This is a genomic window from Mesorhizobium sp. WSM3868 (assembly GCF_002294785.1).
Classification (GTDB): Bacteria; Pseudomonadota; Alphaproteobacteria; order Rhizobiales; family Rhizobiaceae; genus Mesorhizobium.
Genome location: NZ_NSGB01000023.1, coordinates 16,287 through 31,721 on the forward strand (window position 1 = coordinate 16,287; position 15,435 = coordinate 31,721).

At 58.3% G+C, this 15,435-nt stretch carries 16 protein-coding genes and 1 pseudogene; 13 read left to right on the top strand and 4 right to left on the bottom strand.

What is annotated here, in order from left to right; translation table 11 throughout:
• Positions 1–15 precede the first annotated feature (15 nt).
• The 11 genes from nifW (at position 16) to CK221_RS26575 (ending at position 9,633) form a co-directional block, all read left to right on the top strand.
• On the top strand, positions 16–399 hold the full coding sequence (gene nifW, locus CK221_RS30915) for a nitrogenase stabilizing/protective protein NifW (protein ID WP_095779859.1): 384 nt from the start codon (positions 16–18) through the stop codon (positions 397–399).
• Positions 400–583: 184 nt separating this feature from the next.
• The gene (locus CK221_RS26530; RefSeq protein WP_095779860.1) at positions 584–1,435 is read left to right on the top strand and encodes an electron transfer flavoprotein subunit beta/FixA family protein; all 852 of its coding nucleotides are present in this window, start codon (positions 584–586) and stop codon (positions 1,433–1,435) included.
• A 19-nt stretch (positions 1,436–1,454) separates the two neighbouring features.
• Positions 1,455–2,561, top strand: a complete 1,107-nt coding sequence (locus tag CK221_RS26535; RefSeq protein WP_095779861.1) for an electron transfer flavoprotein subunit alpha/FixB family protein — start codon at positions 1,455–1,457, stop codon at positions 2,559–2,561.
• Between the two features lie 11 nt (positions 2,562–2,572).
• Entirely contained in the window at positions 2,573–3,880 is a 1,308-nt protein-coding gene (locus CK221_RS26540; RefSeq protein WP_095779862.1) for an FAD-dependent oxidoreductase, read from the top strand.
• A gap of 12 nt (positions 3,881–3,892) precedes the next feature.
• Entirely contained in the window at positions 3,893–4,192 is a 300-nt protein-coding gene (locus tag CK221_RS26545; RefSeq protein ID WP_095779863.1) for a ferredoxin family protein, read from the top strand.
• Between the two features lie 144 nt (positions 4,193–4,336).
• Positions 4,337–6,097, top strand: a complete 1,761-nt coding sequence (gene nifA, locus CK221_RS26550) for a nif-specific transcriptional activator NifA (RefSeq protein ID WP_095779864.1) — start codon at positions 4,337–4,339, stop codon at positions 6,095–6,097.
• 252 nt (positions 6,098–6,349) lie between these two features.
• A complete protein-coding gene (nifB, locus tag CK221_RS26555; protein ID WP_095779865.1) occupies positions 6,350–7,831 on the top strand; it encodes a nitrogenase cofactor biosynthesis protein NifB in 1,482 nt (493 codons plus the stop codon).
• Positions 7,832–7,862: 31 nt separating this feature from the next.
• Positions 7,863–8,057: a 4Fe-4S binding protein gene (locus CK221_RS26560; protein ID WP_095779866.1), complete on the top strand. Its 195-nt coding sequence runs from the start codon at positions 7,863–7,865 to the stop codon at positions 8,055–8,057.
• Between the two features lie 88 nt (positions 8,058–8,145).
• On the top strand, positions 8,146–8,472 hold the full coding sequence (locus CK221_RS26565; RefSeq protein ID WP_095779867.1) for a nitrogen fixation protein NifZ: 327 nt from the start codon (positions 8,146–8,148) through the stop codon (positions 8,470–8,472).
• Positions 8,469–8,681 carry a putative nitrogen fixation protein NifT gene (gene nifT, locus CK221_RS26570; RefSeq protein WP_067318665.1) on the top strand — a complete coding sequence of 71 codons (213 nt, stop codon included), beginning with the start codon at positions 8,469–8,471 and terminating at the stop codon, positions 8,679–8,681. The genes CK221_RS26565 and nifT overlap by 4 nt, the downstream gene beginning before the upstream one ends.
• Before the next feature lie 40 nt (positions 8,682–8,721).
• The gene (locus CK221_RS26575) at positions 8,722–9,633 is read left to right on the top strand and encodes an SIR2 family protein (protein WP_095779912.1); all 912 of its coding nucleotides are present in this window, start codon (positions 8,722–8,724) and stop codon (positions 9,631–9,633) included.
• Between the two features lie 462 nt (positions 9,634–10,095).
• Here CK221_RS26575 and CK221_RS26580 read toward each other — a convergent pair whose 3' ends face one another.
• From CK221_RS26580 to CK221_RS26595, 4 genes and pseudogenes are all read right to left on the bottom strand, one after another.
• A complete protein-coding gene (locus CK221_RS26580; protein ID WP_095779868.1) occupies positions 10,096–11,064 on the bottom strand; it encodes a GDP-L-fucose synthase in 969 nt (322 codons plus the stop codon).
• Between the two features lie 73 nt (positions 11,065–11,137).
• A complete protein-coding gene (gene gmd / locus CK221_RS26585; RefSeq protein ID WP_095779869.1) occupies positions 11,138–12,238 on the bottom strand; it encodes a GDP-mannose 4,6-dehydratase in 1,101 nt (366 codons plus the stop codon).
• 125 nt (positions 12,239–12,363) lie between these two features.
• Complete coding sequence (locus CK221_RS26590; protein ID WP_095779870.1) at positions 12,364–13,353, bottom strand: nodulation protein NodZ; 990 nt, start codon at positions 13,351–13,353, stop codon at positions 12,364–12,366.
• Between the two features lie 599 nt (positions 13,354–13,952).
• Positions 13,953–14,281: pseudogene (locus tag CK221_RS26595) on the bottom strand (transposase); the annotation flags it as partial.
• Between the two features lie 180 nt (positions 14,282–14,461).
• Here CK221_RS26595 and CK221_RS26600 point away from each other — a divergent pair.
• Both CK221_RS26600 and CK221_RS26605 read left to right on the top strand, forming a co-directional pair.
• The gene (locus CK221_RS26600; RefSeq protein ID WP_095779871.1) at positions 14,462–14,806 is read left to right on the top strand and encodes a hypothetical protein; all 345 of its coding nucleotides are present in this window, start codon (positions 14,462–14,464) and stop codon (positions 14,804–14,806) included.
• A gap of 1 nt (position 14,807) precedes the next feature.
• A complete protein-coding gene (locus tag CK221_RS26605; RefSeq protein ID WP_095779872.1) occupies positions 14,808–15,374 on the top strand; it encodes a DNA-binding protein in 567 nt (188 codons plus the stop codon).
• Positions 15,375–15,435: the final 61 nt, after the last annotated feature.

A 15,435-nucleotide genomic window follows, 5' to 3' on the forward strand; every position in this document is an offset into this window, starting at 1 on the left:
GCCAAGGAAAATGCAATGCGCAGCTGTTTTGCTGAAAGCCGTGCCATCGATGTCACCGACATCCTCGCCCGGCTGAAGAGCCTGTCGGCTGCGGAGGAGTTCTTCGAGGTCCTTGGCATCTCTTATGATTCGAAGGTGCTCAATGTATCGCGGCTCCATATCATGAAGCGCATGGGCCAGTACCTCGCTGAAGAGGATTTCGCCGGTCTTCCCGACGGGGTGATCGCCGCGCGGGCGCGTGCGACGTTGGAACGCGCTTATGAGGATTTCGCGACATCCTCGCCACTCACGCAACGGGTCTTCAAGGTGCTCAAAGAGCACGATCCGGACAAGCCCGCCACTCGGGACCGCGCCTTTGTACCGTTCGATGCGATCCTGAGGCGTTTCGGGACAGAATGAGCGCGACAAAGTTGCGACGCGACAATGACGAAAAGCCGACAAAACCGGTCATCACGACGGCACCTTCGGAACAAAACGACCCGATCTCAAGGAGGACAGAGCAGCGCAGAACGGTTGGCACGAATGATGCTGCTTAGGAGATGAACGCCAGGGCGGCTTGCGGACTAGAGCCGAGAGGGAAGCAATGCACATTGTAGTCTGTATCAAGCAGGTGCCGGATTCCGCGCAGATACGTGTCCACCCGGTGACGAACACGATCATGCGCCAGGGCGTGCCAACCATCATCAACCCTTACGACCTGTTCGCCCTCGAAGAGGCACTGAGATTGCGCGGCGCCCATGGCGGCGAGGTCACCGTGCTTACCATGGGTCCGCCGATGGCAGAAGATGCGCTGCGCAAGGCGCTCACCTATGGCGCTGACCGCGCGGTACTCTTGACCGACCGCTGCTTTGCCGGCTCCGACACGCTGGCGACGTCCTTTGCGCTTTCTCGGGCAATTGTGAGAATTGGCGAGACCTTCGGCGCGCCGGACATCGTCTTCGCGGGCAAGCAGACGATTGACGGCGATACCGCCCAAGTCGGGCCCGGCATCGCCAAGCGCCTCGGCCTCCTGCAGTTCACCTATGTGCCGAAGATCGCCTCTATCGATCTCGACGCGCGCGAGATCACCGTCAAGCGCCGTTCGGAAGGCGGTACGCAGACGCTGAAAAGCCGGCTGCCTTGCCTCATCACAATGCTGGAAGGCACCAACGAAATCCGCAGGGGCTCGCTCGACGACGCCATGCGCGCCGCACGCAGCCAGATCGTGAAGTGGAGCGCGGCCGAAGCTGGCATTGAGGACCTCACCAAATGCGGCCTGCGCGGCTCGCCGACGGTCGTCAAGCGCGTTTTCGCCCCTACCACGCGGGCGGAAAAGGCGACGCAGATCGACATGACCGACAAGACGCAGCATGGCGTCGCTGACGAACTGATTGCCGCAATCTTCACCCGCCAGCCAGCGCTGGAACACGAACTCGCCTTCGACGGCGGCCAGTGACGGGACGGCAAGGAGAGAGATGTTGAAGGCGAAACGCGAAGCTCCTCCGTCCGCCGGCCGTGCCGGAATCAAGAAGGAATTGCCTGAGCACTTTAGGGACTATCGGCATGTCTGGGTTTTCATCGAACTGGAACGCAGCGAGGTCCATCCCGTCTCCTTCGAACTGCTTGGCGAAGGCCGCAAGCTCGCCGACAAGCTTGGCATTCAGCTTGCGGGAATCGTGCTCGGACCGCCGGGTGAGGCCACCCAGCATGCCGTTGCCGAGGCCTTCGCTTACGGGGCCGACCTTGTCTACCTCGTCGAGGCACCGCTGCTTGCTGACTATCGCAACGAGCCTTTCACCAAGGCGATGACGGATCTGGTCAATACGCACAAACCGGAAATTCTGCTTCTCGGTGCGACCACGCTCGGCAGGGATCTCGCCGGCTCAGTAGCAACGACCTTGCTGACAGGGCTCACTGCCGACTGTACCGAACTCGATGTGGATGTCGACGGTTCGCTCGCCGCGACCCGTCCGACTTTCGGCGGTTCCTTGCTATGCACGATCTATACGCTCAACTACCGGCCGCAGATGGCCACCGTACGACCGAGGGTCATGGCCATGCCACCGCGAACGGATAAGCCGGTTGGGCGTGTCATCCGTCACAAGCTGTCGATGACCGAGGAAGAGATCATTACCAAAGTCCTTGGCTTCAAGCTCGATCGCCAATCGGCAAAGGCAAATCTCGCCTACGCTGACATCGTGGTTGCCGGAGGCCTCGGCCTCGGCTCAGCGGAGAATTTACAGCTTGTGACGAATTTAGCGCGCGCAATCGGCGCCGAATATGGCTGTTCGCGCCCGCTGGTCCAGAAGGGCTGGATGCCGGCCGATCGGCAGATTGGCCAAACGGGCAAGACCATCCGGCCAAAGCTTTACATTGCGGCCGGGATTTCGGGCGCTATCCAGCATCGGGTTGGCGTGGAGGGGGCTGATTTGATCGTAGCCATCAACACCGACCCGAACGCCCCGATCTTCGACTTTGCCCACCTCGGCATCGTCACCGATGCGATCCGTTTCCTGCCGGCATTGACGGAAGCTTTCACCCGGCGGCTGTCGCCGCACAGCCACGACAAGCTTGCGAGCTAAGGGAGACGGCCATGATCGAAGAAGAATTCGACGCCATCGTCGTCGGCGCCGGTATGTCCGGAAACGCGGCCGCCTACACTATGGCAAGACAGGGCCTGACGGTGCTGCAATTGGAGCGCGGCGAGTATCCGGGCTCCAAGAATGTCCAGGGCGCCATCATGTACGCAGACATGTTGGAGCAAATCATCCCGGATTTCCGGAATGATGCGCCTCTCGAGCGGCATCTGGTCGAGCAGCGACTTTGGGTGATGGACGACACCTCCCACACCGGGATGCAGTATCGATCGGATGATTTCAACGAGGCGAAGCCTAATCGCTACACAATCATCCGCGCCCAGTTCGACAAGTGGTTTTCGCGCAAGGTGCGCGAGGCCGGCGCGACGGTTCTGTGCGAGACGACAGTGACCGACCTAGTCCGCAATGCCAAAGGTAAGGTGATCGGCGTGCGCACCGACCGGGCTGGCGGGCCGATCTACGCGGACGTCGTCGTGCTCGCAGAAGGTGTCAACGGACTGCTCGGTACACGGGCCGGCCTGCGCAAGATGCTGAAGCCACAAAGCGTGGCGCTCGCTGTCAAGGAGATGCATTTCCTACCCGATGAGGTCATTGAGCAGCGATTCGGCCTCCAAGGGGACGAAGGCTGCGTGATCGAAGCGGCGGGCACGATCTCCCGCAGCATGGCTGGACTTGCGTTCCTCTACACCAATAAGGAGTCGATCTCTCTGGGCATCGGCTGCCTCGTCTCCGATTTCGCCAAGACAATGGAGAGCCCATACGTCCTCCTCGATGCTTTTAAAAACCATCCTTCGATCCGGCCGCTCATCGCGGGCTCTGAAGTCAAGGAGTATTCCGCGCATCTCATTCCCGAAGGTGGCTACAAGGCAATTCCGCAGCTCTTCGGCGACGGTTGGGTCGCGGTCGGCGATGCCGCCCAACTGAACAACGCTATTCACCGCGAGGGTTCGAACCTTGCCATGACTTCCGGTCGCATCGCGGGCGAAGCGATCATTGAGATCAAGGGCCGCAACCAGCCGATGATCAGGAAGAACCTGGCCCTCTACAAGACCATGCTGGACAAGTCCTTCGTAGTCAAAGACCTGCGGAAATATAAGGACATGCCGGCCCTGATACACACCAACTCCCGAAATTTCTTCATGACTTACCCGCAGTTGATGTCGCAGGCCGCGCAGAATTTCATGCGTGTCGACGGCACTCCGAAAATCGAGAAGGAAAAGGCGACCACTGCTGCCTTCATCAAGGCGCGTTCGCGCTGGGGGCTGATCAGCGATGTGGTCCGCCTGGCACTCGCATGGCGCTGAAGGAGAAACAGGATGACGATCGCTGTGACGAAGTTACGCGTCGAGGAGAAGCTTTATCAGAATCGCTATCTAGTCGATCCGGGCCGCCCGCATATCAAAGTGCAACCGCACGAGAGGCCGAGCGCGAACCTGCTGGCGCTGACATACATCTGCCCGGCCAAGTGCTATGAGGAGAACGACAAGGGCCAGGTGGAGACCACTTTCGACGGCTGCATGGAATGCGGCACGTGTCGCGTGCTTTGCGAGGCCAGCGGTGAGATCGTGTGGAATTACCCGCGCGGCGGCTTCGGCGTTCTCTTCAAGTTCGGATGACTGGCGCAAAGTGCGAGAACGAGAGGTTCGCAAATTGCGGTCAAGACCGTCAATATTGGTCGCAATTACCGACTATGTTTCTCGAACGCAAAATACAAAAAGGGCGCGGGAGGGACCACCTTAGACAACGCTTGAGGTGTTCGCATGGCTCACATGCCTCCAGATCAGGTCGGTGAAATTGGATCACGACACACTCCGCCTGAACCTGCGGTCGAAGCGGTGCGCGGCGCGGACAGCTTGCTCGGGGGAATCTACGAGATATCGAAGGTTCTGACTGCCCCGGCCCGGCTGGAGATTACGCTTACCAATGTCGCGAATGTCCTCTCCTCGTTTATGCATATTCGTCATGGTGCAATCGTCGTCCTGGGCGCTGAAGGACAGCCGCAGATTAGCGCAACCAGCGGCGGCACTGTCACTCAATCAGGCGCCGGCAGCGTCGTACCCCAGGCCGTAATAGACAAAATCGTCGCTACTGGAGTGCCGATTGTCATACAAGACACAAGCACGTCAGAGCTATTCCAGGCTGATCCTCAATCCAGCAGCGGTACGATCGCAACTGCCTTTATCGGTGTCCCGCTAAAGGCTGAGGAAAGGATCTTCGGGACACTATCGATTGACCGCGTCAAGAACGATACTACCATGTTCGGCTGCGAGGAGGACCTACGCTTCCTGGCCATGGTCGCCAATCTGGTCGCTCGGACCATCCGCCTCCATCGCACTTTGAGCACGGCTCGTCAGTCACTTATCGAAAAGCAACCGAGACCAGAGCAGTCGCTCGACGAGGACGGGACCCATCCGGCCCGGCATCGGCATGTCAAGATCGACGGAATCATCGGAGAAAGTCCCGCGCTCAAGCAAGTGCTCGAGATCGTCTCGGTCGTGGCCAGGACCAATTCCACCGTGCTTCTGCGAGGCGAAAGCGGTACCGGAAAGGAGTTCTTTGCACAGGCCATCCATAAGCTTTCGCACAGGAGGGAGAAATCCTTCGTCAAATTGAACTGCGCCGCACTGCCCGAAAGCGTTTTGGAATCGGAGCTCTTTGGCCACGAGAAGGGCGCCTTCACCGGGGCTATCCTGCAGCGCGCCGGCCGGTTCGAATTGGCTAATGGCGGAACCCTGCTGCTTGATGAAATCGGCGAGATTTCGCCTGCCTTTCAAGCCAAGCTGTTGCGCGTCTTGCAGGAAGGAGAACTGGAGCGAGTGGGTGGCACCAGGACCCTAAAGGTTGACGTGCGGCTCATATGCGCCACCAACAAGGACCTCGAGACGGCTGTCCGGAATGGAGAGTTCAGAGCCGACCTCTATTACCGCATCAACGTGGTGCCAATAGTCCTGCCTCCCCTCAGAGAACGCCCGGGCGATATTCCGCGCCTTGCGAAATCTCTCCTCGACCGATTCAACAAGGAGAACCATCGCGATCTTGCCTTCACGCCGTCGGCGCTTGACCTGATCTCGCAATGCTATTTCCCTGGCAACGTGCGTGAGTTGGAGAATTGTGTGCGACGGACGGCCACACTTGCGCGCTCAAAGACAATAAGTCCGGCGGATTTTGCCTGCCAGAACAGCCAGTGCCTTTCTTCTCTTCTGTGGAAAGGAGTCGGCGGTTCGCAAGGCGGCTATGCCGTCGACGAGTTCGCACGTGGCAATATGATGCCGGTTGGGTCACCGCTGCCTGCCATGCGAGGCGGCGCTTCCCACAATGAGGCATCGCCCGGCAAGACCTGCGACCCCAACCATCCCGCCTGCCCTGCAATGAACCCGCGTCTGACGGAACGTGACCGACTAATCGAGGCTATGGAAAAAGCCGGCTGGGTTCAGGCCAAGGCGGCTCGTTTCCTCGGTCTCACGCCGCGGCAGGTCGGCTATGCTTTGCGCAGGCATCGTATCGGCGTGAAGAAGTTCTAAACGTCATTGATGCACCACATTTGGGGGCACGGCTGCTCCCCGCAATAGGCGAAACTGAGACAAACACGGGTACGTTTCGCGACCACGTTTTGTCCGTCGTCGGGGACCTGACACAACCGTGTCGCAGCGAAACGGACACAGCGGGGCACAAAGGCGGACGTAAAGCCAACATTGACGGACAAAACCCGCTTTTGGAGTTGGCATATCTCTTGCGCTCGGACGTGCGGAGTCCACTACGCACGGAGCCCTTCAATGTCCGCACCGATGATTTCGCTGAAGGGCCTTTCCGGCACGACATCCTTCGATCAGTTGCCGGCCAGAGCGAGGTCCGCTGGCTGCGCATCTTCATCCTGCGGCTCCTCCGCAAAGCCGCACGAGATGGACACAGCTGTCTGGGAGAAGATCAAAGATCATCCCTGCTTTTCAGAGGAAGCGCACCACTATTTCGCGCGCATGCATGTGGCGGTCGCGCCGGCCTGCAATATCCAGTGCAACTACTGCAATCGCAAATATGACTGCGCCAACGAAAGCCGGCCCGGGGTCGTCTCGGAGAGGCTGACGCCCGACCAGGCGCTGCGCAAGGTGATCGAGGTCGCCAACGAAGTGCCGCAGCTTTCCGTACTTGGCATCGCCGGACCGGGCGATGCCTGTTACGACTGGAAGAAGACGAAGGCGACAATTGAACTGGTCGCCAAGGAAATCCCCGACATCAAGCTGTGCATCTCCACCAACGGCCTCGCGCTTCCAGACCACGTCGCCGAGCTTGCCGAAATGAATGTCGATCACGTGACGATCACCATCAACATGGTCGACCCGCAGATCGGTGCCAAGATCTACCCATGGATCTTTTATGATCACCGCCGTTATGCCGGCGTCGAGGCAGCCACGATCCTGCACGAACGACAGATGTCGGGGCTGGAGATGCTGACGGCGCGCGGCATCCTCACCAAGATCAATTCGGTCATGATCCCCGGCGTTAATGACGAGCACCTAATCGAGGTGAATAAATGGGTCAAGGAGCGCGGCGCATTCCTGCACAATGTCATGCCGCTGATTTCTGACCCGGTACACGGTACGCACTACGGCTTGAGCGGGCAGTGCGGCCCCACGGCAATGGAGCTGAAGACCCTTCAGGATCGTCTCGAAGGCGGCGCCAAGCTCATGCGCCACTGCCGGCAGTGCCGGGCCGATGCTGTCGGCATGCTGGGCGAGGATCGTGGCCAGGAATTCACGCTCGACCGGCTTCCCGACAAGGTCACCTACGACGCCAGCAAGCGCGAGGCCTATCGGACGGTGGTCGCGCGCGAGCGGGGCGATCGCATGGCGGCCAAGAGCGAGGCGCTCGGGATGGTCAAGACCGCGGGCTCCGGCAAGTCGCTTCTGGTCGCGGTAGCGACCAAAGGTGGCGGCCGCATCAACGAGCATTTCGGCCATGCGAAGGAATTCCAGGTTTACGAGGCCTCGCCGAAAGGGATCAGCTTCGTCGGTCATCGCAAGGTCGAGCAGTATTGCCTCGGCGGCCGGGCCGAGGACACGAGCCTCGACGGCGTCATTTCTACGCTCGAAGGCGTAGACATCGTGCTGTGCGCGAGAATTGGAAATTGCCCCGAGGATCGACTCAAGGAGGGCGGTATCCGAGCAACGGATGCTTACGGGTATGACTACATCGAGACCGCCATCGGCGCGCTTTACGCAGCCGAGTTTGGGGGTGAGCCACTGGCTGCGACGGCCTGAGCCGTCTCATTCAAACCGACCGGAGTTGAAAATGGCCTATAAGATCATCGCTTCCCAATGTACCCAGTGCGGCTCCTGCGAGTTCGAATGCCCTTCCGGCGCGATCAAGTTCAAGGGCGAGAGCTACGTGATCGATCCAAAAAAGTGCACCGAATGCGAGGGGGCCTTCGAAACGCAGCAGTGCGCCTCGGTATGTCCGGTGTCGAAGACTTGCGTCCCCGCCTGACCCTCCATTTCGGCTACCGACCGGGTCAGGCCTCCGAAGGACCATCGACCTCCTGTTGGAAAGCTGCAGCCGAGAGAAAGGAACGGCCATGAGCCTCGGACGCGAAGAGGACATCGAAATCCGTACACCCCCGCGATTCATGCCGGGTGAGCGGGTCCGCGCCACACGCCACATAAAAAATGACGGCACCTATCCTGGCAAGGAGATCGGCGAAAACCTGGTGCGCAAAGGCGACGAGGGCTATGTGCGCGACATCGGCACCTTTCTCCAGCAATTCTACATCTATGCGGTCGAATGGATCGATCGCGGCACCATCGTCGGCATGCGTGCGCGTGAACTCATGAGCCTTGAGACGGCTGGCATTTCTTGCACTGCCGAAATCGATGCTGGTTTTGACGAAGGAACGACCCGATGAGGGTAATGATCCGCAGGACCGGTGCTGGCTTGTCGGCATATATTCCCAAAAAGGATCTCGAAGAGCCGATCATCAAGGTCGACAACGAACACTTGTGGGGTGGGGCTGTGACGCTGAAGAACGGCTGGCGGTTAGTCTTGCCCGACCTTCCGCGGGATACGGCTTTGCCGATTACCGTGGAGGCAAGAAAGATTTCCGACGAGGACTGACTCCGGGTTGACACAAAGAGAGCGGCAAAGGGATACGAGCATGAACACAATGACCTCGGGCCACCTCGTGGTCGTTCGGGACAGTTTTGCCGAAAGGCAGCTTGACCTTTTGAAGAAAGCGCTCGCGGCCGACGAGGTCATCCCCTATCTCGGCCCAGGTCTGCTTGAGATCCGCTCCGCGGGGCCGCCCGTACCGCATACCCCCGAAGCCGTTGCCGCAGCGCTCAACAAGCGCACCCCAGCCCCTTCGAAGATTCGCACCAACATGTGGTCGGTAGCGCAGTATATCGAACAGCGCCGGCACCGCCGGACCCTTCAAGTTTGGATGGCCGAAATATTCGCGACCCCTGTGGTTCCGACCATCTTGCATGCCTGGCTTGCAACGCTGCCGCTCTCACTGATCGTCGACAGCTGGTACGACGGTGCTATGCGCGCGGCTCTAATACAGACCCGCCGAACGGACGTCGTCGAAATACAGGGCGTGACACGGGCGCACGAGATCGGTGACATTTGGACGAAAGCCTACGATTTGGCCGGGATATTACTCGAATCCGCACCAGCGGCGAAGACGGTTCTCTACGCCCCTCACGGCGGTGCCAGGCCGGCGGCAAACTTCCTCGTCGCAGATTCCGACTACGTTGAAGTGCTGAGCGAAATCGACATCCAAACGCCGATCCCTGACCTGGTGAAGGAACGGCGAGCCAGCCGTGGTCTATTCTTCCTCGGCTGCCGCTTCAACGATCAGATGCTGCGCACCTATGCCCGACAGATCATGAAGCGCTCCCATGGCCCACATTTTGCGGCAATCGATACAGCAACGCTGACCAGGAACGAGCGGCGCTTCCTTGCAGAAAGGGCAATCACGGTCATTGACATGCCGACGGGTCAAGCGGCGGCCCGTCTGGTCGGACTGGGCAAGACATTGCATGAAAGCAAAAGTGCAATCGCTTGATCCATTCCCAGACGGAGAACACGGCGACCAATGCCGTCAGCTACACCACCTAGGGGGACACGATCCCGCGCCTGCGAATAGCATACATCCACGTCCGCCATTACCGGACCGCCTTGGGATAAGCCCTGCCCGAGGCATGGCGGGCCCCGGTTGCGTTCGTAGCGATGGCAGGTTCCTAAGCCGCGGCTCCCGCGAGGTCGAGCAGTCTAACCGGCGGCTTGAGTCGACGGCGCTCACGCACAGCCTCCAGGTGCGGCCGGTAATGCGGCCTCCCCATTGGTTTGGGCAAGCTTCCGACTGATCCCCTGCATCGCCGGTCGCAAAGAGGTCCGGTTTGCACCGTTAGCGCAGGCCAATATTGTGGCCGCCTAGGCCGTATGCGTCCCTCTCTTCTATTTGGCCTGACTGAACAAGCTTGCACCCGTTCGGGCACGCAGTCCGACCAGGATGCGCGCATCAACATCAAGCCGCATGAACGCGGAGAAAATCCTCATACATCGCTCGCAACCCGGCACCAAGGGACGTTTTGGCTTTCCAGCCAAGGTTACGCATGCGCGTTACGTCCAGTAACTTGCGCGGAGTACCGTCTGGCTTCGTCGTGTCGAATACCAAATTGCCCTCCCAGCCGACCGCCGCCTTGACGAGTTCCGCCACTTCGCGAATCGTGACGTCCTCGCCAACGCCAACATTGATCAGGGGCGCAGTGTCAGGAGCCGTTAAGGCGTCAAAATCTGAATCTGGCAGGCCAAGGAGGAATGCTATGGCATCGCCTACATCCGACGAATACATAAACTCTCGCCGCGGGTTTCCGGATCCCCAGACCTCAACCGAGGAGTCGCCGTTCATTTTAGCTTGATGAAAACGGCGTATCAGAGCAGGCAGAACGTGGCAATTTTTGGGGTCATAATTATCGCCGGGACCATATAAGCTGGTCGGCATCAACGTGAGATAGCGCGTCTGGTACTGCCGGTTAAAAGACCAGCATGATTCGATTCCTGCGATTTTTGCCAAAGCGTAGGGACGATTCGTCGCTTCAAGCGGACCGGTTAGAAGGTATTCCTCACGTATCGGCTGCGGGCAGTCGCGTGGATAGATACACGAGGAGCCAAGGAAAATCATCCGTTCGACGCCGGAAGCGTAAGCGGCATCAAAAACACTGAGTTGAATCGCCAGGTTGTTATGAAGGAAATCGACGGGGGAGCTCGCGTTCGCCAGTATACCACCAACCTTTGCGGCGCACATAACGACGTAATCAGGCCGCCGCGACATGAAGAACCTGCGCGTCTCGCTCCGATCAAATAGATCCAATTCATCGTGAGTGCGAGTTATTATTTCATAGGATCCCAACGCCTCGAGGGCTCTCATCGTGGCGGATCCAACAAGGCCGCGATGGCCTGCTACATAAACTTTCTTCATTTTTTTATTTTCCATTGATCGCGCTCTAAGCGCTCCTTAAGAAGGCCGCCATAGCACTTGACAACAAGCCCGCATGGCGCCGCCGTTGTCAGCATAACTCTCGTGGACTGTGTGAATAATAACCTTGCTTCATCAGCACTGCGTCACGCTCTGCCATGCGCAAATCTTCCCGAACCATCTCCCTAACCAATTCAATGAAGGAGATTTTGGGCTCCCACCCAAGTTTTTCCCTGGCGTTGCGCGCATCGCCAAGAAGTGTCTCGACTTCCGCAGGACGAAAGTAACGGGGATCTATCTTTACGATCAGAGCGCCGGTCTTTGCATCGTACCCCTCTTCGTCGACCCCTTCCCCCACCCAACGAATATCCATGCCGAGTTCAGCGGCCGCGACGGTGACGAATTCGCGCACCGAATGTTGCTCACCGCTAGCGATCACAAAGTCTTCAGCTTGCTCCTGCTGAAGCATCAACCACTGCATCTGGACGTAGTCTCGCGCGTGCCCCCAATCACGACGCGCATTAAGGTTGCCCAAGAAGAGGCTCCGCTGCATTCCAAGCTTAATCCGAGCCAAGGCGCGCGTGATTTTGCGCGTTACAAAGGTTTCTCCGCGCGCCGGTGATTCATGATTGAATAAAATGCCGTTACATGCATACAAACCGTAAGCTTCTCGATAGTTCACGGTCATCCAGTGAGCATACAATTTGGCCACGGCGTAGGGGGACCGGGGATAGAACGGTGTAGTCTCGGTCTGTGGCGTTTCCCGCACCAGCCCGTAAAGCTCGGAGGTCGAGGCCTGATAGTAGCGCGTATGCTTGACGAGCCCCAGGATCCGAATTGCCTCGAGGATACGCAGCGCCCCCAACGCATCGGAGTTCGCGGTGTATTCTGGTTCTTCAAAGGAGACTGCAACATGGCTCTGAGCGGCCAAATTGTAAATCTCGTCCGGCTGAACAAGTTGGATCACGCGCGTAAGGCTGGACGAGTCCGTCAAATCACCGTGATGAAGTGTAAGGTTCACACCACTTTCATGAGAGTCATGATAGAGATGGTCAATACGATCTGTATTGCAAAGGGACGAGCGTCTCTTTATCCCGTGCACAGAATAGCCTTTTTTCAAAAGCAGTTCTGCAAGGTAGGAACCGTCCTGCCCCGTGATCCCGGTGATCAAAGCTACTTTTCTCTGCGACAAGCTTCAATCCTTTTTTGATTTTGACGGGCCCAAGAACCTGCATGCCTGCGGCGGGGTTGCGTGGCGAGAAGGGGACGAATTGGGCGAGGCGAACGGCGACGCTGCGCAAAGGCATGCCAACGCTTTCATGGAGCCGGGGAACGTTCGAAGGCCTTATCACTCGAGATCAAACGACGTGGGTCATTCAAATCGAATTCAATAATGCGCGGCACGAAGAGGCGGGCATAGCGGCTGAAGGCGCTAGTCGGAGGAAAGCGAATTGCAGTGTCGCATCGACCAAGGAGATACATTTCAACGAGAGCGGAGAAACCCCCTTCCGCGCCCAGTGCTGCACTGTGTAGCGGGCCGGCCTGATCCGCCTGGAAGCGTTTTGGGACAGTGAAAAGTTCGGGAAATGCGCCCGACAAGTGATCAACAACCTTGGCGCTGTCTGTGCACAAGAACACCCTTACAGGCTTTGGATGCGGTTGCGCTTTGGCCATACGAATGGCAGTGCATACCTGCTCTAAGGCAATCTTTTGATCAGCCCAGTAGGGGGCGTGATCCATAATATTCTCGCCGTTGCCGTGGCGGACATGGACTCCAATTACGCTGTGGCCGGCAAAGTGTTCTTGGTAAAGCGCTTCAATCCGATCCTCGATTTCGGCCCTCGGCGTGATGCTCCGAAATATCGTTCGCTCGGCTTCCTCATCGCAACGCCACATCAAACAAGCATCACAAATTACCGTGTTCGCTTCACAATCATCCTGGGCCCGGAAGAGACCGCTAAGCTCATCACGTTCTTGGAAAATTTGCTCATCCGGACGGTACACGCAGTCAATGGATGGCTTGTTCCACCACGACGGGAAGAACGGTCCGGGGAATGAGACGTGGTTGATTTGGTCATCGCAAATGACCGGTACACCACCGATCTCCTCAATTGGCTTGAAGAAAACCGGAAAGGCATTCGCAAAAGGATCGTCAAGGTAGCAAGAGCCGCGCCAATCTATTCCTAAAGCTCGTCCCGTCCGACGTGCGTAGTCCCAAGCCGATGCGAGAGACCACAGGCAGTCACCGAGACCCTCGCGCCGTCGAGAAACAACGAACCGACCCATTCTCGAGCCATTAACACGCATCTACATTGTCTCCTTCAGAACACCATAAGCATTAGGAGGGTTGGCTGTCTCGCTCCCGCGCGGACCAATAGCCAACGATAGTGGTCGTTGCCAATTGCATTTGCATAGTCTTCGTATCACTGCCTTGAACTGGCCAAGCCATTTTCGTAGAGGCCGCTGATCCTTTCGGCCCTTGACCGCTGTGTTGATGGATACTACAGGATCTATGTGGCGCAACCGAACGCAGCGCTGCTTCCGCAATTGCCGCAGCTCCTTTGCGAGAGCTCCACGCCTGGTCTGCCGTCGATCGGTTGAGCAGATCTGCAAGCACGGTTTAACCGGACCTCAGCCGTGCACCGGCGCAACGTCGAGCCTTCGAACGGTTTTGCGTTAAAGACCCCGGCTGGCTCGCAGTGTTCTCAAGAAATCAGAGAGTTCGAGGTGGGTCGGCAATCTGCAACTCATTCTCCCAGCAATTGGATTCGTTTGTGCACCTCACGCGATAGAGCAGCGGCGGTGCATGTCACTTAGCCGGTCTATGTACGACAGGCTCGGATTGGTAAAATCGATTGTTTAGATCGCGAGCATCCACGCTATGGATAAGGGATAGGCTGCTCGTCCAAGTAAGCAAACGGCCCGCGAAGCGGGCGCTCGGCAAAGGTCTTCAGGCTCGTGCAGTCGCTTGTTGATGGCCAAGATCGATGAGGCCGCCCAGGACGCATGGCCGCACAGCTCAGCCGTGATCACCCTGACTTTCCTGGTCGACACGGCCTGCACATACATCTCCGCTAGGGTGGCCACCGAGGCGCTTCGAACACTCGGTGGAGAAGCGGCCGGCGCGATCCTGCGGAACCCGCAGCTCAAGCTTGCCGACACGGGTGACGGGGGTGCGGCCATAATAGCCCGAGAGATAGCCCAGCTGCTCCCGTGTGCGTTCCCCATGAGATGCCGGCGCGCTCGCCATTGGCGGTCCAGGAGGCGTTGTTGACGGCGTCAGTCGGCGGGCCTTGCCCCAGGTCGGCCGGCGAGAGGATCGGGATGTCTTCGCACCTTTCGATTTGAAAAATTCACCCTGCCTGCTATGTTCACTAAATTCGAATTTTGTTAAACGGACATGCGAGGAGTCGCGATGACGAAGACTGCTGTACGTATGCGTCGCGGCCGAGGGGCAGTGGGCAAGCGGACGAGAACCCTTTCCAAACTGGCTGAGAAATTGCAGGTCCGTCGCTTGGCCAGGATTAAGGCCGTCCTGCAGAGGGCGGAAGAATCCGGCCTGCGCGCTGAGAAGGACGGCAGGATTGCGGGGCGGGTGAGTGCTGATCTAATCAAGAAGGCCAAAGCTCGAACCGGATTGATGTCTGATACCGAACTCGTCGAATTTGCGTTGGCTAATGTGGCTCTGGAAGACAACTTCGCCGAGACCTTCAGGAAAACACGGGGAACTGTGGATCCGACGCTGAAGCTCGGATTCTGAATTGGCTGATTTCGACTTTAGTGTGGCCGTAAGATGGTCGCGATTTGATCCCCAAAAAACCTTAAGCCGCCGCCCCGACATGGAGCTGCCGATCATCGGCAACCTGGTCCGGGCGGGGCAAGAACTGCTGCTGGACACCTGCGTCTACATCGACGGTTTGCAAGGCCGGGCGCCTGAAGCAGTTGCCGACCTCCTCGATGTCAGGCAGATCAACCATTCCACCGTAGCGATCCAAGAGCTGATGCACACAGTCGGTGTCCTTGACCCGAAACATTCGGGCACCGGCAAGGCAATCAAGCAGATCGGGACCATGATCAAGGATATGCCGCCCCATCGGGTTTTTGCGCCAGATCCCGATGTCTTGGGCCGAGCCGCCCTTCTGTCAGGAATGCTGTGTCGCCTCCAAGGCTACAAGCATGATTCAAGGCTTCGGGCACTTCAGGACTGCGTGCTGTTCCTGCATGCGCAGAAATTGGGATTTACCGTTCTAACGGGCAACATCAGCGATTTCGACTATTTACTGCAGCTGATCCCGACGGGTCGGGTTCTGATGTATCGACCAATCTGAAAGGGTTCGCCGCCGGACAAGCGGCCAAATCCACGGCGGCAAGGCCAGGTTTCCGACGGAG